Consider the following 19,777-nt stretch of genomic DNA (forward strand, 5'->3'; position numbering starts at 1 on the left):
GCGTACGGCATTTCTCCTCACGGGGGAGCAGCACGCCGCGGAGGACCTGGTCCAGTCGACGCTCGAACGGGTCTATGTGGCCTGGCGGAGAGTCGGCTCGGCAGATGACTCGGAGGCGTATGTACGGCGCGTGATGATCAACGCCCACGCGCGCAAGCACCGCAGGCGGCTCAAGGAGTTCCTGGCGCCGAAGGACGACGAGGGGCTGGCGCACGAGCTGCCCGACACCGGCGACCACATCGCCCGGGCGGACGACCGCGGCGCGCTGCTCAAGGCGCTGGCCCAGTTGCCGGCCCGGCAGCGGGAGGCGGTGGTGCTGCGGTACTGGGAGGACCTGACCGAGACCCAGGCCGCACAGGCGATGGGCTGCTCGGTGGGCGCGGTGAAGAGCAACGCGGCCAAGGGGATCGCGAAACTCCGCGCCATACCGGGCCTGGCCGAGACAGTGGCACACGGAGGGCGGAAGTGATGAGCGCGGACCGGGAGACGAACCAGGGCATGGCACATGGGGACACGGCACACGCGGACATCGCCTTCCTGCTGGCCGATGCGGCGGACGAGGTGGAGATCGGCATAGCCCCCTACCAGGCGGTGGTCCGCGGTGGCCGACGCCGCAGGGCCCGCCGCTGGGCGGTGGCGACGGCGATGGCGATGGTGATCGCGGCCTCGACGGGAACCCTGGCGCTGGCGGGCATCGGAAACGGCGACGAGGTGACCCAGGTGGCGATCCGGCCACCGACGGCGCAGGAACGCCATGTGTACGCGCCGCAGCGCACGACACTCGCGACGGGCACGGATGCCGGCAGGCAGTGGATGGTCACCATCGATGTCTGGGGGGCACCGAAGAACGAGTCGGAGGCGGCGCGGCAGTTCGAGTCCATGGGCAGGTACGGGGTTGAGCCGTCGGACGCGAAGACCCCCACGGAACTGGTCGGCAAGGGTTCGTTCTTCGTGCAGCGGATCATCGGCGACAACATGTCGACGGTGATGCTGGGCGAGCTCGACACGAGCGACGACATGTCCGGGACGGACCTTGAGTCGGCCGCGATCCCACTGGAGCCGGACACCTCCGGCGTGGTCGGCGCCCCGAACCGCCTGGTGATCGGCAACGTGGCTCCCACGGCCCGCGAGGTCACCTGCACCTGGGACGACGGCACGACATCGGTCGCCCACAAGGTCCCGGCGAACTTCGCGGTGAACAGCAAGGAGCCGGTGATCCGCCCGGTGGAGGGTTCACAGGCCGCTTGGTTCGTGTGCTTGGGAGGCGAGGGGAAGGGGTCCGGGTCGGCGAAGGTGACGGGGTGACGGGTGCCATGGAGTAGTGGGGGGCCGGGGGAGGGAGAGGCGTTGGGCCGGAAAGTCCGGTCGGCAGAGCCGGGGAAGGGCCTGTTACGGCCTTCGGGGGACGCGTCGGCGGTGTTTCGTGCAGGCCACGGAACCCGCCCGCCCGGGGGCTTGCCCTGGCCCGCCACGCGGCCGGTGGTGAACTCTCGCCGCCCTTGCCAATACCTGCTGACCTGGGATTTCGCAGAGACCGACCCTACGATCGCCGGATCGGGAAAGGGGGACCGGATGGACCGGTCGGGCCGGAACATACGCACGATTGAGGACGTACTTCAGCTCCTGGACACCCTGTTCGCGCCGGAGGCCGATCGCTGGACGGCCGAAGCGGCCTCCTGGTGGGACGGCTTCTATGCCGACCGCGCCAAGCCGGTGCCGTTCTTCGTCGCGAAGCCGGACGAGAACCTGGTCTCGTACCTGGACCGGGGCCTGATCGCCGGGGCCGACGGGAGCCGCGAGGGAAGCGGTGGTCGAGTCCTCGACCTGGGCTGCGGTCCGGGCCGTAATGCGCTTCGCCTGGCCGCGCGGGGTTTCCGGGTGGACGCCGTCGATCTCTCACCCACGGCCATTGCCTGGGCGGAGGAGCGAGCGGCCGAGGCCGGGGCCGACGTCCGGTTCCTCTGCGGGGACGCCTTCGCCCTGGCTGATGGTGCGCTCGACGGTCCGTACGACCTGGTCTACGACTCCGGCTGCTTCCACCACCTGCCACCGCACCGCCGCGTCAGTTACCTGGCCCTGCTCGACAGGGTCCTGGCTCCTGGGGGCCTGTTCGCACTCACGTGCTTCGCGGCGGAGGAGACGGGGCCGGACGGGCCGGGCTCCGCCGGGACGGGACCCGCGGGGATGGGTTCCGAACTGCCTGACGCCGACTTCTACCGGGACTCCCGCCTCCATGGGGGTATCGCCTACACGCCGGAGTCCCTGCGCTGGATCTTCTCGGATCTGACGGAGGTCGAACTGCGTCGTATGTACGACGAACCGGCGGAGTCGGCCTGCTTCGGCGAGGAGTTCCTGTGGACGGCCCTGTTCCGCCGGTAGGCAGCCATAGGGTCCGCGTCCGGGCCGACGGACGTATCTCGGACATGCCCTACAGCCACCCCTGCTGACGCGCCTCCCGTACCGCCTCCATCCGATTGCGGGTCCCCGTCTTGCCGATCGCGGCCGAGAGGTAGTTGCGGACCGTCGACTCCGAGAGGTGCAGTTTGGCGGCGATGTCGGCGACCGTCGCGCCGTCCACCGAGGCCTTGAGTACGTCGGCCTCGCGGGCCGTGAGCGGGTTCGGGCCGGCGCTGAGCGCGGCGGCCGCGAGGGCGGGGTCGATCACCGTCTCGCCGGTCAGTGCGCGGCGGATCGACGCCGCCAGCTCCTCCACCGGGCCGTCCTTGACCAGGAAACCGGCGGCGCCCGCCTCCATGGCCCGGCGCAGATAGCCGGGGCGGCCGAAGGTGGTCAGGATCAGTACGCGGCAGTCCGGGGCCTCGTCGCGGAGCCGGGCGGCGGCGTCCAGGCCGCTCATGCCGGGCAGTTCGATGTCGAGGAGCGCCACGTCCGGGCGGTGCAGGAGGGCCGCGTCGACGATCGCGTCCCCGGTCCCGACCTGGGCGACGACCTCCATGTCCGGCTCCATCCCGAGCAGCAGGGCGAGAGCGCCCCGCATCATTCCCTGGTCCTCGGCGAGCAGGACTCTGACGGACTTCGCGGGACGGTGGTCCCGGGGCATCTCGTTCACGGGGTAAGGGTAGGGCGGGGGTGGGGGCTGAGCTGGGAGGAAGGCGGCTCCTGTAGCTCCGAGGGCTGCTCTGCGGGTGCCTCCGTGGGTGCCTCCGTCGGTAGTTCGGCCGTCACCAGGAAGCCGCCCCGGGGCGTCGGGCCCGCCTCCAGTGAGCCGCCCGCCGCTGTCAGGCGTTCCTTGAGGCCCTTCAGTCCGGTGCCGCCGACATCCGGTCGGGCGGGCGGCGTGCGCTGTACGCCGGTGCCGTCGCCGTTGTCCGCGACGCTCAGGCGCACCCGTTCCCCCGTGCCCTCCACCGTGATCTCGCAGCGGGCGGCGCCGCTGTGCCGTACGACGTTCGTAACCGCCTCCCGTACCACCCAGCCAAGGAGCGCCTCCGCCGACGCGGGCAGGGGCGGGCCCGAGCGGTGGATCGCCGGGGTGATGTCCGCTGCCGTCAGGACCGAGTCCGCTCGGTCCAACTCCGTGGCCAGGCTGCCCTGGCGGTAGCCCGTCACCGCCTCGCGGATCTCCGTCAGGGCCTGGCGGCCCACCGACTCGATGTCCGTGATCTGGAGGAGGGCCGCGTCCATGTTCGACGGTGCCAACCGACGCGCCGCCTCCGACTTCACCACGATCACCGACAGGGTGTGGCCCAGCAGATCGTGCAGGTCGCGGGAGAACCGCAGCCGCTCCTCCTCGATCGCGCGGCGCGCCAACTCCTCACGCGCCGCCCGCAGTTCACGTACCGCCTCGGTCAGGGACAGGATCGCCGCCGTCACCATCGTCGACAGGAACGTCCCGTACGCAACGTTCAGCGCGTCCCAGCCGTCCCGCACCGCGGAGACCGCCGCCGCGAGGGCGGTGAGCGCGAGTCCGGCGCGGCCCAGCCACGGGCCCCGCATCACCGCGCCCGTGGCCAGCCCGAGCAGCGGGAAGAAGTACAGCCAGCTGCCGCCGTACACGATCGCCAGCGCGCAGGTCACCACGCCCATCAGGGCGAGCGCGACCCGCGTCGACCTCGCGGTCCGCTTCTCCTTCGCGAACGCGCGGAACGTGACGTAGATGTAGAGGGAGTTGAAGGCGAGCAGGCCCAGGCCGCCGATCCAGGGCTGTGGGGTGCGGCCCTGGAGGAGGTTGGAGAAGGAGCCCAGGCCCATCAGCAGCCAGGGCAGCAGGGCGAAACCGGTGGGCGGCGGGCCCGGGTTCTCCGGCTCCGGCAGCGTGCCGCCCGACTTCCGCGCGGCACGCCGGGCGGCCCTGAACCGCTCCGCGTCCGCTCGCCACCGCGCCCGTTCCGCCTGCCATTCGCTCACCTGGCAGGCGACCTCTCGCATCCAGAACATGGACATCAGCGTACGAAGCGATCGTCGCCCCGGGCAGATGCCGATGTACGGACTCCGGCAGGACAAATGTCCCGGTCCCGTGAATCACGCATACAGCTGACGGAGTGTCAGGAGTCTTCACAACTCGGGACCGCTCGGCTATACAACAGAGGGCGCCGGACTGGAACGCGTTCTAGAACGGCCCGTATCGACCTCGGTGCGGCCGACGGTGCGGACGACCGTACCGAGGTCTCAGTTCCGCCTCAGTTCCGCGAGCTCGCCGTCAGTTCTCTGCCAGTCGATCAGGAGTCCCATGCCCATTGACGCCGCCAAGGCCGTCGCCGCCGAACCCCGGTCCGCAGAGATCGCCTGGGGCCGCAAGGACGTCCAGCTCTACCACCTCGGCATCGGCGCCGGCGTCCCCGCGACCGATCCCGGCGAACTCCGCTACACCCTCGAATCCCGGCTGCACGTCCTGCCCAGCTTCGCCACCGTCGCCGGCAACGACTCCCCGGACGTGATCAGCGGCCTCTCCATGCCCGGTGTCGACGTCGACCTCGCCCACGTCCTGCACGGCGGCCAGAGCATCGACGTCCACCGCCCGATCCCGGTCGAGGGCAGGGCGCGCGCCACCGGGAGCATCGCCGCCGTGTACGACAAGGGCAGCGCCGCGATCCTCGTCATGCGCACCGAAGTCGCCGACGCCGACGGGCCGTTGTGGACCAGCGACGCGCAGATCTTCGTACGGGGGGAGGGCGGCTGGGGCGGTGACCGGGGGCCCTCGACCCGGCTTCCGGTGCCCGACGGTGAGCCCGCGAAGGTCGTCGAGCGGACCGTCCGCGAGGATCAGGCGCTGCTCTACCGGCTCTCCGGCGACTGGAACCCCCTGCACGCCGACCCCGAGTTCGCCGCCCGCGCCGGGTTCGAACGGCCCATCCTGCACGGGCTGTGCACGTACGGCATGACGCTCAAGGCGGTCGTCGACACGGTGCTCGGCGGGGACGTCGGCCGGGTCCGCGCGTACCGCACCCGCTTCGCCGGGGTCGTGTTCCCGGGGGAGACCCTGCGCATCCGGATGTGGACGTCCGAACCGGACCGCGTCCAGGTGTCGGTCACCGCCGTCGAGCGGGACGACGCGCCGGTACTGGCCGACACCGTCGTCGAGCACTCCGCATGAACAACCGCACGTCCGTGAGTCGCACGTCCGTGAGTCGCACGTCCGTGAGTCGCACGTCCGTGAGTCGCACGCCCGTGAGCCGTACGCCCGTGGGTTGAGCCGAGCACATTCCTGAGGGGAGCCGCATCATGCGCGCAGCCGTACTGCACGAGATCGGGCAGGACAAGCTCGACGTCCTCGACGACGTCGAGGCCGTGGGCTTCGGCCCCGGCAAGGTGAGGATCCGGGTACGGGCCACCGGGCTGTGCCACTCGGACCTCTCCGCGATGAACGGCGTACTGCCGCAGCCCGCGCCCTTCGTCCCCGGCCACGAGGGCGCCGGCGAGATCCTCGAAGTCGGGGACGGCGTAGGGCACTTGAAGGTCGGTGACCGGGTCGTCGTCTGCTGGCTGCCCGCCTGCGGGGCGTGTCCCGCGTGCAAGCGCGGGCAGAGCGAACTGTGTCTCTCCGGGTTCATGAACGCGGGCACCCCCAACTTCCGTCGCCCCGGCGGCGATGTCTTCGGCATGGCGGGCACCGGCACCTTCACCGAGGAGGTCGTCGTCGACGCGGGCTGTGCCGTGCCCATCCCCGACGACGTGCCCTTCGACATCGCCGCCCTCATCGGCTGCGGGGTGACCACCGGACTCGGCGCCGCCATCAACACCGCCGGTGTGGAAGCCGGTTCGTCGGTCGCCGTCATCGGCTGCGGGGGCGTCGGCATCTCCGCGATACAGGGTGCCCGGCTCCAGGGCGCCGCCGAGATCGTCGCCGTCGACCCGGTCGTCTCGCGCCGCGAGTCCGCGCTCAAGTTCGGTGCCACGAAGGCCGTTTCGCCGGAGGAACTGGCCGACGCCAAGCAACAGGTCACCGGCGGCGAGGGGTTCGACTACGTCTTCGAGGTCGTCGGCCGCTCCGCCACCGCCCGCACCGCCTACGACACCACCCGGCGCGGCGGCACCATGGTCGTCGTCGGCGCGGGCGCCATGGACGACAACCTCCAACTCAACATGTTCGAGCTGTTCTTCGACGAGAAGCGCATCCTGCCGTCCATGTACGGCGGCGGCGACGTCCTGCGGTCCTACGAGCGCACGATCGCCCTCTGGCGGGCGGGGCGCGTCGACCTCGAAGGCCTCATCACCCACCGCGTACCGCTCTCCGGCATCAACGAGGCCCTCGACCAGATGCGTACGGGAACCGCGCTGCGTACGTGCATCGAGATCTGAGCGAGCGGAAAGGCTGAGAGCGCTGATGTCACTGCCACTTGAGGGGCTCGCCGCGATCGTCACGGGCGCGGGGCGCGGTCTCGGCCGGGCCGAGGCGCTGGAACTGGCCCGGCTCGGCGCGGCCGTCGTCGTCAACGACTACGGCCAACCCGGCCGGGACGGCTCCGGCGAGGCGTCCGCCACCCCCGCCGAGGAGGTCGCCGCCGAGATCCGCGCGTCGGGCGGCACGGCGGTCGCACACACCGGGGACGTCGCCGATCACCAACAGGCCCGTGAACTCGTCGAGTTGGCGATCGCCGAGTTCGGGAGACTGGACGTCCTCGTCAACAACGCGGGCATCCTGCGCGACCGCATGGTCTTCTCCATGACGGAGGGGGAGTGGGACTCCGTCATACGGGTCCACCTCAAGGGCCACTTCAACACGACCCACTTCGCCGCCGCGCATTGGCGCGAGCGGTCCAAGGCGAGCGGCGCACCGGTGTACGGGCGGATCGTGAACACGTCCTCGGAGGCGTTTCTCGCCGGCTCGGCGGGACAGCCCAACTACGCCGCCGCGAAAGGCGGAATCGTCGGGCTGACCACCTCCACGGCCCTCGCCCTCGCCAAGTACGGCGTCACGGCGAACGCGATCTGCCCCCGCGCCCGGACACGTATGACCGAGGACGTCTTCCAGGGCTTCGGCCAACCCGAGTCGGGTCTGGACCCCCTCGCCCCGGAGCATGTCGCCCCGCTCGTCGGCTACTTGGCCTCACCGGCCGCCGAACACGTCAATGGACAGCTGCTCGTCGTCCACGGCGGCATGGTCGCCGTCGTCGAACGCCCGCGTGTGGCCGCCAAGTTCGACAGCAAGCAGGACACCTTCACCTACGACGAGCTGGACGCGCTCCTCACCCCGCACTACGCGCAGCGGCCCACGGGGGAGACGTTCGCGGCGGCGGAGGTGCTCGGCCTCAAGCGCGGCTAGCGAAAAGGGAGTCGGGAACGGCTCGGGAAACGGCAACGGCTCCGCCCATACGAAAAGGGCGGAGCCGTATTACAGCCTGTGTACCGTCAGGCCCTGTTCTCGGCCTGCTCGGACGGCTTGCGGTGACGGCCGTTCGGGGTCGCCTCGTCGTTGTGGACCGAGACCGGCCCCCGGTGCTTGCCGTGGCCACCTCCGTGACCCGTGCCCTCCTGGGCATCGGCGGACAGCGGCTGCGTGATGCTTGCGTCGTTCATCGGAATGGTTCACCCCGTCAACATGATCTTTCTAACAGCCGGACGATCTTAACCGGCACACATCGGGGTGACACGAGCCGCACACGCCGACCGGAACTACTTCGTTACAAGCGTCGTCACTTCGTTACCGGGCTTCCCGGTCTTCGCCACGACCCGTGCCAGCGGCGCCTGTTGCAACGGCACCGGCCGCGCCACGACGACGGGTGCCGGAGCACTCTCCTCCGGCTCCTCATCCGCCTCCTCGTCCCGCGCGTCGTCCCGTACCCGGGCCACCCCGCACGGCACCTCCCCCGTCGCGTACGGGAGTTGAAGCTCCCCGTCCCTGCTCCACAGCCCAACTCCCCGCAGCCACCCCTCCGGTGCCGGAAGGTGCCGCACCTGTCGCCCGGCGGGCCGCCACACGCCCACCCAGCTCCCCGCCGGGCCGTCGACCCGCAGCGCCACGCCACACCCCTCCGGCGTCAGCACCTGCCCCGGCTGGATCGCGAACGGAGTCAGCGCGCACCCCTCGACGCGCAGGCACTCCGGGAACCGCACCGGCAGAGTGCTGCCGAGCACTCCCCAGCCCAGCCGTTCGGGCCCGCCGGGCGAGGGCGCGTCCGAGCCGATCAGCAGCAGCCCGCTGTCCGCGTCCGCGAGGAGCAGCCGGTCGTTGCTCTCCGCCGAGATCTGGAGCAGCGGCGACACCTCGCCGTCGCGCTCCAGATCGACCACGACCGCCTTCGTCCGCCCCGCGACCTCCCGGTCCAGGGCGAGCAGCCGGCCCGTACGGTCCAGCCAGACCCCGCCCGAGCAGCGCCCGGGGACCTCCGTGACGTACTCGGGCCCGAAGGCGCCGCCCGCCACCAGCCACACCGTCGTCGAACGCCGGCCCAGGGCGAGGGCGTACGCGCGGTCGCCGCCCGGAGCCGGGGGCAGCAGCCGCAGCTGGGTGCCGGGGTCGGGGCACTCGACCGCGCCGAGGGGGAGTTCGCCGGTGCCGGGGCCGGTCGGGTAGAGCAGCGCGAAGGTGTGCCGGCCGGCGACGAGGCGGTGGATGAGGACCCGCCCGTCGCCCATCGGCAGCACCTGCGTGCCGGGCTCCTCCGGCTGGTTTCCGGGCAGCGGTACGGCGTACGGCTCGGGTCCGTCGAGTGTCCAGCGCTCCGGGAACCAGGAGTCGCCGCTCCGCGCGAGCCGGGCCGCGTAGGCACCGTCTGCGGTGATCACGCACTCCGCCGCCGGGGACAACCCGTCCTCCGTGCTTGGTTCGATCGCACAGGCTGTCATCGATCGGTCACCTCCGGCGACGAAAGTAGTTTTCGCACGTACAGGCGGGGGACCGGCCAGCCGCCATTTCACACATATGGGTGGCCAAGTAACGATTCGCCTGAGGAGACGGGGGCTGGTGTGCTGATCGGGGCCGGGGACGTCAGTGGGGCGGGCGCACCGGTTCAGCCGTACGGACCAGCCAGGTAGCCTTGCGTTCGTGCCCCGTCTGTCCGTACCCCGTCTTTCTGAAGTCATCGCCGCACTCGACGCCCTCTGGCCCCCCGAGCGGGCCGAGTCCTGGGACGCGGTCGGCACCGTCGCGGGCGATCCCGACCAAGAGGTCTCCAGGGTCCTGTTCGCCGTGGACCCCGTCCAGGACATCGTCGACGAGGCCGTGAAGCTGGGCGCCGACCTGCTGGTCACCCACCACCCGCTCTACCTCCGGGGTACGACCACGGTCGCGGCGGACACCTTCAAGGGCCGCGTCGTGCACACCCTCATCAAGCACGACATCGCCCTCCACGTCGCCCACACCAACGCCGACCGCGCCGACCCGGGAGTCAGCGACGCCCTCGCCGGCGCCCTCGACCTGCGGGTCGTACGTCCGCTCGTACCGGACCCCTCCGACCCCGCGGGCCGACGCGGCCTCGGCCGGGTCTGCGAGCTGGACCACCCGCTGACCGTCCGCGAGTTCGCCGCCCGCGCCGCCGAACGGCTGCCCGCGACCGCGCAGGGCATCCGGGTCGCCGGCGACCCCGAGGCGCTCGTCCGTACGGTCGCCGTCAGCGGCGGCTCCGGCGACAGCCTCTTCGACGACGTACGCGCGGCCGGTGTCGACGCCTTCCTCACCGCGGACCTCCGCCACCACCCGGCCTCGGAAGCGCGCGCCCACAGCGCCCACGGCAGTGGCACAGACGGCACCCACAAGCCCCTCGCGCTGCTCGACGCCGCGCACTGGGCCACCGAGTGGCCCTGGTGCGAGCTGGCCGCCGCCCAGCTCGACGAGATCTCCGACCGGAACGGATGGGGCCTTCGCGTCCACGTCTCCGCGACGGTCACCGACCCCTGGACCGCCCACGCGGCGTCCACCACCACCTCTGAAGCACTGGGAGCCCCCAACTGAACGCCGCGCCCGCCGACCAGATCCGACTTCTCGACGTCCAGGCCCTCGACGTACGCATCCAGCAGCTCACGCACAAGCGCAAGTCGCTGCCCGAGCACGCCGAGATCGAGTCGCTGACCAAGGACCTCACGCAGCTGCGCGACCTGCTGGTGGCCTCGACGACCGAGGAGAGCGACTGCGCCCGCGAGCAGACCAAGGCAGAGCAGGACGTGGACCAGGTGCGCCAGCGCGCCGCCCGCGACCAGCAGCGCCTCGACTCCGGCGCCGTCAGCTCGCCCAAGGACCTGGAAAACCTCCAGCGCGAGATCGCCTCCCTCGCCAAGCGGCAGGGCGACCTGGAGGACGTCGTCCTGGAGATCATGGAGCGCCGTGAGTCCGCACAGGAGCGCATCGCCGAGCTGACCGAGCGCGTCGGCGCCGTCCAGGGCAAGATCGACGACGCGACCGCCCGGCGCGAGGCGGCGTACGAGACCCTCGACGGCGAGGTGGGCACGGCGAAGAAGGAGCGCGAGGTCATCGCGGGTTCGGTGCCCGACGACCTCCTCAAGCTGTACGACAAGCTGCGCGCGCAGCAGGGCGGGGTCGGCGCCGCCCGTCTCTACCAGCGCCGCTGCGAGGGCTGCCGCCTGGAGCTGAACATCACCGAGGTCAACGAGGTGAAGGCGGCGGCTCCGGACGCGGTGCTGCGCTGTGAGAACTGCCGCCGCATCCTCGTACGCACGTCAGAGTCCGGTCTGTAGACCAGTTAGCCAGTGGGCCAGTAAGGAGTCTGTGGCGTGCGGGAGTTCATCGTCGAGGCCGACGGCGGTTCCCGGGGCAACCCGGGGCCCGCGGGCTACGGTTCCGTCGTCATCGACGCGGCCACGGGCGAGACGCTGGCGGAGGCGGCCGAGTACATCGGGATCGCCACGAACAACGTCGCCGAGTACCGGGGCCTGGTGGCCGGCCTGCGCGCGGCCCGCGAGCTGGACCCGACCGCCAAGATCCGCGTCCGCATGGACTCCAAGCTCGTCGTCGAGCAGATGTCGGGCCGCTGGAAGATCAAGCACCCGGACATGAAGCCCCTGGCGGCGGAGGCGGCCCAGGTGTTCCCGACGGCCGGGCAGGTGACGTACGAGTGGATCCCGCGCGAGCAGAACAAGCACGCGGACCGGCTCGCCAACGAGGCGATGGACGCGGGCAAGCGCGGCGAACAGTGGTCGGCGGGGGAATCGACGGCGGAACTTCGCAGCGCAGGCTCAGGCGTCCCACCTAAGGGGCGCGGGGCTGTGACACATGCGGCTCCGCCGCGCGGGCGCGACCAGCCCCCACCGGCCGCAACTGTGACGACGACCGCTGACGCGAAAGCCGAGGCCGACGCCAGCGCCGCCCGCACCGTAGCCACCCCCCGCACAGGTTGGGCCCCCGCAGACATGGGCGCCCCCGCCACCTTCGTCCTCCTCCGCCACGGCGAAACCCCCCTCACCCCCCAGAAACGCTTCTCGGGCAGCGGCGGCACGGACCCGTCCCTCTCGGACGTGGGCCGGGACCAGGCCGAGCGGGTGGCGGAGTCCCTGGCCAGGCGAGGCACGATCGAGGCGATCATCGCGTCCCCCCTGACCCGCACCCGCGAGACGGCCGCCGCGGTCGCCGCCCGCCTGGGCCTCGACGTGACGATCGACGACGGCCTGCGCGAGACGGACTTCGGTGCGTGGGAGGGGCTGACGTTCGGCGAGGTGCGCGAGCGCTACCCGGACGACATGAACGCCTGGCTGGCCTCCCCGAAGGCCGAACCGACGGGCGGCGGCGAGAGCTTCGCGGCGACCGCACGCCGGATGGCCGTCACCCGCGACAAGCTGATCGCGGCCCACGCGGGCCGTACGGTCCTGTTGGTCACCCACGTGACCCCCATCAAGACCCTCATCCGCCTCGCCCTGGGCGCCCCGTCCGAGTCCCTGTTCCGCATGGAACTCTCGGCGGCCTCACTGTCGGCGGTGGCGTACTACGCGGACGGCAACGCGAGCGTACGACTGTTCAACGACACGTCACACCTGCGCTGAGCCCAGCCCTGCGGCCTGCCGGGCGAGTGCCTCGACCCGGTCCCAGTCGTGCGAGGCGATGGCATCGGCGGGAAGCATCCAACTCCCGCCCACGCAGGCGACGTTGGGCAACGCGAGATACTCGGGGGCGTTCGCCGGACCGACCCCTCCGGTAGGACAGAACCGGGCCTGGGGAAGCGGCCCGGCCAGAGCCTTCAGATAGGCGGCCCCGCCCGCAGCCTCGGCCGGGAAGAACTTCATCTCCCGCACCCCCCGCTCCAACAGCGCCACAACCTCCGAGGTGGTCGACACCCCCGGCAGGAACGGCGCCCCGGACGCCCGCATCGACTCCAGCAGTACGTCGGTCCAGCCAGGGCTCACGAGGAAGCGCGCCCCAGCGGCCAACGCGTCGGACACCTGCCCGGGCGAGATGACGGTACCGACACCGACCACCGCGTCCGGAACCCCGTCGGCGATGGCCCGAATGGCATCGAGCGCGACGGGCGTACGCAGGGTCACCTCAATGGCAGGCAACCCCCCGGCAACAAGCGCCCGAGCAAGCGGCACGGCATCGACCAGATCCTCGACAACGACCACGGGTATGACGGGCGCAAGATCAAGAACGGAGGGGGAGGGAGAGGCGGTCATGCGCAACATCCTGCCCGCGCTTTGCGGCACGCGCAAAGGGCGTTGCGCATGTTGCAATGAGGGCGCGATGATCGGCCTCTAGAGGCGCGGGGCTGTATCAATTTGCGGCTCCGCCGCGTGGGCGCGACAAGCCACAACGGCGCAGCAGACAACACACAACCCACCCGCTCAGTGAACCTCGTCCACCAACACATCCAGCGCCCACGCAACCCCCGCCCGCGAGGGCACCGCAACCTCCACCACGTACCCCAGATCCCGCAACGCCTCCACCAGTTCCCCCGGCCCGGAGGGCACCGCCCCCGAACTCACCAGACTCCGCACGATCCGCCCCTTGGTCGCCTTGTTGAAGTGGCTGACGACCTTACGAGTCGGCGCATGCAACACCCGCACAGTCGCTGTCCGCCCAGCAACCTCCCCCTTCGGCTTCCAGGCGGAGCCATACGCGGAGGACCGCAGATCAAGAACCAGCCCACCCCCAGCCACCTCCGGCAGCGCCGCGGCCATCGGCGCCCGCCAGTGCGCGGCCAGCGCCCCGAGCCCGGGCAGCTTCACCCCCATCGAGCAGCGGTACGAGGGGATCCGGTCCGTGACCCGAACAGCACCCCACAACCCCGAGAAGACCAGCAGCGACCGCGCCGCCCGCTTCTTCGCGGCGGCGTCGAGAGAGGCGAGGTCGAGGGCGTCGTACAGCACCCCGGTGTAGATCTCCCCGGCGGGCCGCGCCCCGGCGGTCCGCAGCTCCACGTTCTTGGCGACCTCGCCCCGCAGCCCCTCACTGAGCCCGAGCACCTCACGAGCCTTGTCCTCGTCACCGACGCACAGCTCGACAAGTTCCCCGAGTACGGCCTCGCGGGCGTCGGCGAGACCGGGCAGGGACAGCGACTCCGGCTTGAGCGGGGTGCCGCGCCCGGAAGAGGCCTTGCCTTCGGAGGGAGGCAGCAGGACAAGCACGGTGAGTTCTCCAAACGGGTACGCGGGCTCGACTCGCGTCAGATTACGTGGCGAGGCGGGTGGGCCGGATTGTGCCTACGCTCGTTTCATGCCCCGCCGCCACATCCGCGTGACCGGCGCCCCCGAAGCCCCCCTCCGGGCCGCCCTCACCGCCCTGCGCACCGAACTCGGCGTCCCCGAGAGCTTCCCGCCCGCCGCACAGGCCGAGGCGGAGCGAGGCGCCAAAGCCCCCGACCTCCCCGCGACGGACGCCACGGACATCCCGTTCCTCACCATCGACCCGCCCACCTCCACCGACCTCGACCAGGCGATGCACCTCGCCCGTCGCCCCGGCGGCGGCTTCCGCGTCCGGTACGCGATAGCGGATGTCGCCGCCTTCGTCGTACCGAACGGCCCCCTGGACACCGAGACGCACCGCCGGGTGACGACCCTCTACTTCCCGGACGGGAAGACCCCGCTGCACCCGCCGACCCTCAGCGAGGACGCGGCCAGCCTCCTCCCGGGCCGGACCCGACCGGCAGCACTCTGGACGATCGACCTGGACGCGGACGGCCGTACGGTCGCCGTAGACGTCCACCGGGCCCTGGTCCGCAGCCGCGCCAAACTCGACTACGAGGGCGTGCAGCGACAGCTGGATTCCGGTACGGCGGAGGAGTCGCTGGCCCTGCTGAAGGACATCGGGGAGGCCAGGGAACGCCTGGAGGTCGAACGCGGCGGCATCTCCCTCAACGTGCCGGAGCAGGAGATCGTGGAGGTGGAGCGGGATCACGCGTACACACTCACCTACCGCGCACCCCTGCCCGCCGAAGGCTGGAACGCCCAGATCTCCCTCCTGACGGGGATGGCGGCGGCCGAGCTGATGCTGACGTACGGCACGGGAGTGCTCCGCACCCTTCCCGCCGCCCCGGACGATGGGGGTCCCCCCGGTCGAGGGAAGCCGAGACTGGGGGAGGTCGGCCGGCTGCGCCGTACCGCGCAGGCCCTGCGCATCGACTGGCCGCACCATGTCTCGTACGCGGCCCTGATCCGCTCCCTGGACCCGCGCCGCCCGCACCACGCGGCCTTCCTTCAGGAGTGCACGACACTGCTGAGAGGCGCCGGCTACACGGTCTTCCGGGACGGCGACCTCCCTCCGATCACCACCCACTCCGCGGTGGCCGCCCCCTACGCCCACTGCACGGCCCCACTGCGCCGCCTCGCCGACCGTTACGCCTCGGAGCTCTGCCTCGCCGCCGTCGCCCAACAGCCGCCGCCCGACTGGGTGTTGGCTGCCCTGGACGCGCTCCCCAAGGAAATGGCCGAAGGTGGGAGACGGTCGGGCGCGGTGGAACGCGGATGCCTGGACATCGTCGAGGCGGCGCTGCTCAAGGACCGGGTGGGGGAGGTCTTCGAGGGGTGCGTGGTGGATGTGGAGGAACGCAAACCCACGGTCGGGACAGTGCAGTTGGAGTCTCCGGCGGTGGTCGCGCGCATCGAGGACGACGACGGCACTCCGCTGCCGCTGGGCGAACGGCTGCGGGTACGGCTCACGAGGGCAGACCTTGGTGCGGCGGGGGTGCGGTTCGCTCCGGCATGACGGCCCGCAGCGACCGTACGAGGGCGTCGGCGTCGTCGGCGTGGAAGCGGACGAGGCGGATGTCCCGTCGGCGGCCGAAGAAGGTGAAGTGGGCGACCGGCTCGGTGAGTTCGAGGGTGATGGTGGTCTGGGAGCCGATGGCGAGGGAGAGTTCACCCTCGGTCCGTTGATGCGTGGTCCGCAGCTCACGACGTACGGTCGAGATCTTCTCCAGCGGGATGCGCAGATCGACGTGGGCGGCGTAACGGACCCGCAGGGAGCGCGAGTTGAGGTCGAGGACGTGCGGGCGGACGACGGAGGCCGCGTGCAGCCCGATCACGAACTCGATCGTGTAGACGTCCAGGACGAACACCGTCCAGTGCACGATCGGCCAGCTCCGCAGCAGCACGAACATCGCGACCGTCTCGACGACACAGACGAAGGCGAACGCGAACATGGTCGCGCCCTGCCCACGCGCGTACCCGAAGGCATGCCCGCCATCCCCGGTCCCGTGCCGACGCCGTCCCACCCACAGCACCAGACTGACAAGCAGCCGCACCTCATGCCGTACCAGGGCGCCCGCGGTCCTCATGGCTGCCGCCCGGATCGCTGCCCGGTGACGATCCGCAGCGCACCGCGCACGGCGGCGGCCTGCGCGGGCGCGAAGTCGGCGTAGAGGGCGCGCAGGAAACTGTCGTCGTGGTCGATGTCGGCCTCCGGAAGCAGTTCGCGGGGAAGACAGTCGGCGAGGGCGCGGGCGGCCTCCGCCACGCGTGGATCGTCGGCCGGGGCGTCGACGAGGGCGTCGAGCAGCACGTACACCTCGTGCGCCCGAGCAGCACCCTCCGGCGTCGCGAAGGCACTGCCCAGCGCGGCCATCAGGCGCTCCCGGTCCGCCGGGGCCGCCGTGGTCTCGATGAGCGCGAGCATCTCGCGGTCCTTGGCGGCCATGGGCGAGTCGGAGACGTGCGCCAACTCGGCGAACATGGCGGCCAGTTCGGGCGAGACGGGCCCCTCGGCGGGCAGCGCCTCCGCATCCAGCAGCGCACGCAACCGCACCCGCCGCTCACGAATGGCGACCTCCTGCCGAGCAAGATCCTCGTCCAGCTCGGCGAGCACCTCGACGAGATCCCGCCCGGCCTCGTCCGCGAGCACGTCCCGCACCTCGGCGAGCCCGAGACCCAGCTCGGTCAGCCGCCTGATCCGGGCGAGCACGACGGCGTGCCGCAACGTGTAGTCCCGGTACCCGTTGGCAAGCCGCTCGGGCTCGGGCAACAGCCCCAGGTGGTGATAGTGCCGCACGGTCCGCGTCGTGACGCCGACGGCGGTGGCAAGCTCTCCGATCCGCATGGCACCAGTAGAAACGCTGACGTTGCGGCAGGGTCAAGCGGGAACATCGGCACTCCGTGAGCCACGGTCCGCGAAGTACCGTTGACGCGTGAAGGCAACCGGGGGCACACGAGAACAGGCACTGTGGACCAGAACGAGACTGGGCCGCTGCGGCCCCGCACTCGACCTGCTCACCGCCTGTTTCGACCGCCACGTCTATGCCCCGCACGCTCACGACGAGTTCACGGTCGGCGTCAGCTCCAGCGGCGTCGAGGTCATCGACTACCGGGGCGGCCGCATCTGCCCCGACCCCGGCTCCCTGGTCGTACTGGAGCCCGGAGAGATCCACACCGGAGGCCCCGCCACCTCCGCCGGGTACTCCTACCGGGCCCTGTACGCCGACCCGGCCCTCCTCAGCGACGGCACCCTCGACGGCCGGTTCCCGCACTTCCGCGAGCCGCTCGTCGACGACCCCGAACTGGCCGCCGCCTTCCACATCGCGCACATCGAACTCAGCGCCTGCCCCGACCCGTTGGAGGCCGAGTCCCGGCTGTCCTGGCTCCTGGCGGAACTGGCCCGCCGCCACTCCACGGCCCGCCCGGTGGACGACCGGATCCCCGGCGCGGACCGGATAGCCCACGCGGTACGAACCCGCCTGGCCGACGAGCTGACCACCCCGCCCTCCCTCGCCGACCTCGCCACCGACCTGGGCCTCTCCCGCTACCAGCTCCTCCGAGCCTTCCGCACGACGGTCGGGATACCCCCGTACGCCTGGCTGGCCCAGTACCGCGTGACCCGGGCCAGGGGATTGCTGGAGACCGGACTGCGACCGGCAGAAGTCGCATCGCTGGTCGGCTTCGCCGATCAGGCGCACCTGACCCGCTGGTTCCGGCGGGTCATGGGCGTGACCCCGGCGGCGTACCGCAACAGCGTTCAAGACGACGACCGGGGAGGCAGCCGACACTTGCCCGCATGACTGCACGCGGCTGGTTGTTGTTCTCCCTGATGGGAGTGGTCTGGGGCATCCCGTATCTGCTGATCAAGGTGGCGGTGGAGGCGGACCTGTCGCCGTCCACGGTGGTGTTCGTACGCTGCACGCTGGGCGCGGCGCTTCTCCTCCCCTTCGCGATCCGCCAGGGCGGCCTGCCGCGCACGATCCGCACGCACTGGCGCCCGATGCTGGCCTTCGCGGTCATCGAGATCATCGGCCCGTGGTGGACCCTGACGGACGCGGAACGCCACCTGTCCAGCTCGACCGCGGGCCTGCTGATCGCCGGGGTACCGATCGTGGGGGTCGCGCTGGCCCGCTTCTTCGGCAGTACGGAGAGGCTGGGGACCCGGCGACTGACAGGCCTGACCCTGGGCCTGGCGGGCGTGGCGGTCCTGACGGTCCCGCACCTGACCGGCGGCGACGCCCGCTCACTGGCGGAGGTCCTCCTGACGGTGATCGGCTACGCCACGGCCCCACTCATAGCGGCCCGCCACCTGAAGGACGTCCCGTCGCTCCACCTCACGGCCCCCTGCCTGGCGCTGGCGGCCCTGGTGTACGCCCCGGCGGCGGTGGTCACCCGCCCACCCACACTCCCGTCCGCCGAGGTCCTGGCAGCCCTGGCCGTCCTGGGCGTGATCTGCACGGCCCTCGCCTTCGTGGCGTTCCTGGAGCTGATCAAGGAGGTCGGCCCGACGCGGGCCACGGTGTTCACGTACGTCAACCCGGCGGTCGCGGTGGCGGCGGGCGCCCTGTTCCTGGACGAGCCCCTCACGGCCGGGATCCTGGCCGCCTTCGCCCTGATCCTGGCGGGATCGGTCCTGGCGACGGCCACTGGACCGCGTCAGGGCGGACGCCCGGTAGCATGGTCGACACGGCAGACGAGCCGGGCGGACGGCCGCGTGGACTCCCCTTCGGGGGCGCTCCCCGAGGAACGTCCGGGCTCCACAGGGCAGGGTGATGGCTAACGGCCACCCGGGGTGACCCGCGGGACAGTGCCACAGAAAACAGACCGCCGGGGCTGTGTCCTTGAAAGAGGGCGCTCCCCGGTAAGGGTGAAACGGTGGTGTAAGAGACCACCAGTGCCCAGGGCGACCTGGGCAGCTAGGTAAACCCCACCCGGAGCAAGGTCAAAAGGGAACGTCCCCAAGGATTTGGACGGCGTTCCTGCGCGGACGTTCGAGGGCTGCCCGCCCGAGTCCGCGGGTAGACCGCACGAGGCCGGCGGCAACGCCGGTCCTAGATGGATGGCCGTCGCCGAGACGTCCGCGAGGACCCTCGGCACAGAACCCGGCGTACAGCCCGACTCGTCTGCCCCCTCAGGGTTCCCCGTCGGTCACGTGTGCCACCCAGTGCTCGGCCCACTGCCGTACCTCGTCCTCCAGCCAGTCGAACTCGAAGGCGATACGGCGGGCGTGGGCGTGCAGTTCGGAAATGCGTCCGGGGTGCCGGAGGACGCTCGCGCCGATGCCGTCCTGGTAGTAGCCGCCCTTCACCACGACATCGGCGTCCAGCGACATCATCACGAAGGCCGGGTTGTTGGCGCCCGCCCCCAGGATGCCGTTCGCGCAGCCGGCTCCCGCGATGTCCCAGTGGTCGCCGAGCGCCACGCGGACCCAGCGCCAGGCCTGCTCCTCGCTGTCCTCGGAGTGGTCCTGCGCGATGTCGACGCCGAGCAGGAACTCGGGTCGGCCGTCCGGACCCGTGGAGAAGAGTCCGCTGTCGCGGGCCAGCTGTTCCCACTCCTGGTCGAAACGGCGTCCGAGGTCCTTCTCGTCATGGCCGAGGAGGAATCCGCGCGGACCGCTCTCGGAGCCCAGGTTCCCCATGTAGCTGGCGACGTTGACAGGCGGCAGCTCCTCCCGCGTCCCCATGACCTCGCGGAATACGAGCCCGGCGGCGGAGAGCTTGTCCAGCGCCTCCTGTGCCACGTCCAT

At 71.2% G+C, this 19,777-nt stretch carries 20 protein-coding genes, 1 other RNA gene and 1 pseudogene; 13 read left to right on the forward strand and 9 right to left on the reverse strand.

Annotated features, from left to right (window positions below; all coding sequences use genetic code 11):
- The 3 genes from ACWCRB_RS28460 to ACWCRB_RS28470 form a co-directional block, all read left to right on the forward strand.
- Positions 1–469, forward strand: a 469-nt coding sequence (locus ACWCRB_RS28460) for a SigE family RNA polymerase sigma factor (RefSeq protein WP_450998758.1), incomplete at its 5' end; no start/stop codon positions are given.
- Entirely contained in the window at positions 469–1,305 is an 837-nt protein-coding gene (locus ACWCRB_RS28465) for a hypothetical protein (protein WP_450998759.1), read from the forward strand. The genes ACWCRB_RS28460 and ACWCRB_RS28465, both read left to right, overlap by 1 nt.
- Before the next feature lie 267 nt (positions 1,306–1,572).
- Positions 1,573–2,379, forward strand: a complete 807-nt coding sequence (locus ACWCRB_RS28470; protein ID WP_450998760.1) for a class I SAM-dependent methyltransferase — start codon at positions 1,573–1,575, stop codon at positions 2,377–2,379.
- Between the two features lie 49 nt (positions 2,380–2,428).
- Here the strand turns inward: ACWCRB_RS28470 and ACWCRB_RS28475 are convergent, their stop codons facing one another.
- Together ACWCRB_RS28475 and ACWCRB_RS28480 are read right to left on the reverse strand one after the other, a co-directional pair.
- Entirely contained in the window at positions 2,429–3,061 is a 633-nt protein-coding gene (locus tag ACWCRB_RS28475) for a response regulator (protein ID WP_450998783.1), read from the reverse strand.
- A 5-nt stretch (positions 3,062–3,066) separates the two neighbouring features.
- Positions 3,067–4,398, reverse strand: a complete 1,332-nt coding sequence (locus ACWCRB_RS28480; protein WP_450998761.1) for a sensor histidine kinase — start codon at positions 4,396–4,398, stop codon at positions 3,067–3,069.
- 292 nt (positions 4,399–4,690) lie between these two features.
- Here ACWCRB_RS28480 and ACWCRB_RS28485 point away from each other — a divergent pair, with 292 nt between their 5' ends.
- The 3 genes from ACWCRB_RS28485 to ACWCRB_RS28495 all read left to right on the forward strand — a co-directional run bounded on the left by ACWCRB_RS28485 (position 4,691) and on the right by ACWCRB_RS28495 (position 7,723).
- Positions 4,691–5,554 carry a MaoC/PaaZ C-terminal domain-containing protein gene (locus tag ACWCRB_RS28485; protein WP_450998762.1) on the forward strand — a complete coding sequence of 288 codons (864 nt, stop codon included), beginning with the start codon at positions 4,691–4,693 and terminating at the stop codon, positions 5,552–5,554.
- A 128-nt stretch (positions 5,555–5,682) separates the two neighbouring features.
- On the forward strand, positions 5,683–6,759 hold the full coding sequence (locus ACWCRB_RS28490; RefSeq protein ID WP_450998763.1) for a Zn-dependent alcohol dehydrogenase: 1,077 nt from the start codon (positions 5,683–5,685) through the stop codon (positions 6,757–6,759).
- Positions 6,760–6,784: 25 nt separating this feature from the next.
- Positions 6,785–7,723, forward strand: a complete 939-nt coding sequence (locus ACWCRB_RS28495; RefSeq protein WP_450998764.1) for a 3-oxoacyl-ACP reductase — start codon at positions 6,785–6,787, stop codon at positions 7,721–7,723.
- Positions 7,724–7,809: 86 nt separating this feature from the next.
- On the opposite strand, the gene ACWCRB_RS28500 is transcribed toward ACWCRB_RS28495, so the two are convergent.
- A complete protein-coding gene (locus tag ACWCRB_RS28500; protein WP_389351094.1) occupies positions 7,810–7,977 on the reverse strand; it encodes a hypothetical protein in 168 nt (55 codons plus the stop codon).
- Between the two features lie 96 nt (positions 7,978–8,073).
- Positions 8,074–9,246, reverse strand: a complete 1,173-nt coding sequence (locus tag ACWCRB_RS28505) for a hypothetical protein (protein ID WP_450998765.1) — start codon at positions 9,244–9,246, stop codon at positions 8,074–8,076.
- 199 nt (positions 9,247–9,445) lie between these two features.
- On the opposite strand from ACWCRB_RS28505, the gene ACWCRB_RS28510 reads away from it, so the two are divergent.
- Genes ACWCRB_RS28510 through ACWCRB_RS28520 form a run of 3 tightly spaced genes read left to right on the forward strand, consistent with a single transcriptional unit; the run spans position 9,446 to position 12,390 of the window.
- The gene (locus ACWCRB_RS28510) at positions 9,446–10,351 is read left to right on the forward strand and encodes a Nif3-like dinuclear metal center hexameric protein (RefSeq protein ID WP_235479531.1); all 906 of its coding nucleotides are present in this window, start codon (positions 9,446–9,448) and stop codon (positions 10,349–10,351) included.
- A complete protein-coding gene (locus tag ACWCRB_RS28515; RefSeq protein WP_450998784.1) occupies positions 10,348–11,091 on the forward strand; it encodes a zinc ribbon domain-containing protein in 744 nt (247 codons plus the stop codon). Before ACWCRB_RS28510 ends, ACWCRB_RS28515 begins: the two co-directional genes overlap by 4 nt.
- Before the next feature lie 36 nt (positions 11,092–11,127).
- Positions 11,128–12,390: a bifunctional RNase H/acid phosphatase gene (locus ACWCRB_RS28520; RefSeq protein WP_450998766.1), complete on the forward strand. Its 1,263-nt coding sequence runs from the start codon at positions 11,128–11,130 to the stop codon at positions 12,388–12,390.
- Here ACWCRB_RS28520 and eda read toward each other — a convergent pair.
- Both eda and yaaA read right to left on the reverse strand, forming a co-directional pair.
- Positions 12,376–13,017, reverse strand: a complete 642-nt coding sequence (gene eda, locus ACWCRB_RS28525) for a bifunctional 4-hydroxy-2-oxoglutarate aldolase/2-dehydro-3-deoxy-phosphogluconate aldolase (RefSeq protein ID WP_450998767.1) — start codon at positions 13,015–13,017, stop codon at positions 12,376–12,378. The two genes, ACWCRB_RS28520 and eda, sit on opposite strands and share 15 nt — an antisense overlap.
- Before the next feature lie 168 nt (positions 13,018–13,185).
- Positions 13,186–13,968, reverse strand: a complete 783-nt coding sequence (gene yaaA, locus ACWCRB_RS28530) for a peroxide stress protein YaaA (RefSeq protein ID WP_450998768.1) — start codon at positions 13,966–13,968, stop codon at positions 13,186–13,188.
- An 88-nt stretch (positions 13,969–14,056) separates the two neighbouring features.
- Between yaaA and ACWCRB_RS28535 the strand changes: the two genes are divergently transcribed.
- On the forward strand, positions 14,057–15,544 hold the full coding sequence (locus tag ACWCRB_RS28535; RefSeq protein WP_450998769.1) for an RNB domain-containing ribonuclease: 1,488 nt from the start codon (positions 14,057–14,059) through the stop codon (positions 15,542–15,544).
- Here ACWCRB_RS28535 and ACWCRB_RS28540 read toward each other — a convergent pair.
- Together ACWCRB_RS28540 and ACWCRB_RS28545 are read right to left on the reverse strand one after the other, a co-directional pair.
- Positions 15,495–16,115, reverse strand: coding sequence for a hypothetical protein (locus tag ACWCRB_RS28540; protein ID WP_450998770.1), 621 nt, complete (start codon positions 16,113–16,115; stop codon positions 15,495–15,497). The genes ACWCRB_RS28535 and ACWCRB_RS28540 overlap by 50 nt on opposite strands.
- Positions 16,112–16,873, reverse strand: coding sequence for a MerR family transcriptional regulator (locus ACWCRB_RS28545; RefSeq protein WP_450998771.1), 762 nt, complete (start codon positions 16,871–16,873; stop codon positions 16,112–16,114). The genes ACWCRB_RS28540 and ACWCRB_RS28545 overlap by 4 nt, the downstream gene beginning before the upstream one ends.
- 88 nt (positions 16,874–16,961) lie before the next feature.
- Here ACWCRB_RS28545 and ACWCRB_RS28550 point away from each other — a divergent pair, with 88 nt between their 5' ends.
- The 3 genes and pseudogenes from ACWCRB_RS28550 (at position 16,962) to rnpB (ending at position 19,154) form a co-directional block, all read left to right on the forward strand.
- Positions 16,962–17,828 carry a helix-turn-helix domain-containing protein gene (locus tag ACWCRB_RS28550; protein WP_450998772.1) on the forward strand — a complete coding sequence of 289 codons (867 nt, stop codon included), beginning with the start codon at positions 16,962–16,964 and terminating at the stop codon, positions 17,826–17,828.
- Positions 17,825–18,655 (forward strand): annotated as a pseudogene (locus ACWCRB_RS28555) (DMT family transporter); the annotation flags it as partial. The gene ACWCRB_RS28550 and the pseudogene ACWCRB_RS28555, both read left to right, overlap by 4 nt.
- Before the next feature lie 67 nt (positions 18,656–18,722).
- An RNA gene (rnpB, locus tag ACWCRB_RS28560) (RNase P RNA component class A) lies at positions 18,723–19,154 on the forward strand.
- Positions 19,155–19,159: 5 nt separating this feature from the next.
- Here the strand turns inward: rnpB and ACWCRB_RS28565 are convergent.
- Positions 19,160–19,777: a hypothetical protein gene (locus tag ACWCRB_RS28565; protein WP_450998773.1), complete on the reverse strand. Its 618-nt coding sequence runs from the start codon at positions 19,775–19,777 to the stop codon at positions 19,160–19,162.

This window comes from Streptomyces sp. NPDC002156 (assembly GCF_053593675.1).

Excerpts from the sequence above, each read along its gene's own strand:
- ACWCRB_RS28465 (WP_450998759.1), top strand. The coding sequence starts at position 469 with ATGAGCGCGGACCGGGAGACGAACCAGGGCATGGCACATGGGGACACG.
- ACWCRB_RS28470 (WP_450998760.1), top strand. The coding sequence starts at position 1,573 with ATGGACCGGTCGGGCCGGAACATACGCACGATTGAGGACGTACTTCAG.
- ACWCRB_RS28475 (WP_450998783.1), bottom strand. The coding sequence starts at position 3,061 with ATGCCCCGGGACCACCGTCCCGCGAAGTCCGTCAGAGTCCTGCTCGCC.
- ACWCRB_RS28480 (WP_450998761.1), bottom strand. The coding sequence starts at position 4,398 with ATGTTCTGGATGCGAGAGGTCGCCTGCCAGGTGAGCGAATGGCAGGCG.
- ACWCRB_RS28485 (WP_450998762.1), top strand. The coding sequence starts at position 4,691 with ATGCCCATTGACGCCGCCAAGGCCGTCGCCGCCGAACCCCGGTCCGCA.
- ACWCRB_RS28490 (WP_450998763.1), top strand. The coding sequence starts at position 5,683 with ATGCGCGCAGCCGTACTGCACGAGATCGGGCAGGACAAGCTCGACGTC.
- ACWCRB_RS28495 (WP_450998764.1), top strand. The coding sequence starts at position 6,785 with ATGTCACTGCCACTTGAGGGGCTCGCCGCGATCGTCACGGGCGCGGGG.
- ACWCRB_RS28500 (WP_389351094.1), bottom strand. The coding sequence starts at position 7,977 with ATGAACGACGCAAGCATCACGCAGCCGCTGTCCGCCGATGCCCAGGAG.
- ACWCRB_RS28505 (WP_450998765.1), bottom strand. The coding sequence starts at position 9,246 with ATGACAGCCTGTGCGATCGAACCAAGCACGGAGGACGGGTTGTCCCCG.
- eda (WP_450998767.1), bottom strand. The coding sequence starts at position 13,017 with ATGACCGCCTCTCCCTCCCCCTCCGTTCTTGATCTTGCGCCCGTCATA.
- ACWCRB_RS28535 (WP_450998769.1), top strand. The coding sequence starts at position 14,057 with ATGCCCCGCCGCCACATCCGCGTGACCGGCGCCCCCGAAGCCCCCCTC.
- ACWCRB_RS28540 (WP_450998770.1), bottom strand. The coding sequence starts at position 16,115 with ATGAGGACCGCGGGCGCCCTGGTACGGCATGAGGTGCGGCTGCTTGTC.
- ACWCRB_RS28545 (WP_450998771.1), bottom strand. The coding sequence starts at position 16,873 with ATGCGGATCGGAGAGCTTGCCACCGCCGTCGGCGTCACGACGCGGACC.
- ACWCRB_RS28565 (WP_450998773.1), bottom strand. The coding sequence starts at position 19,777 with ATGGACGTGGCACAGGAGGCGCTGGACAAGCTCTCCGCCGCCGGGCTC.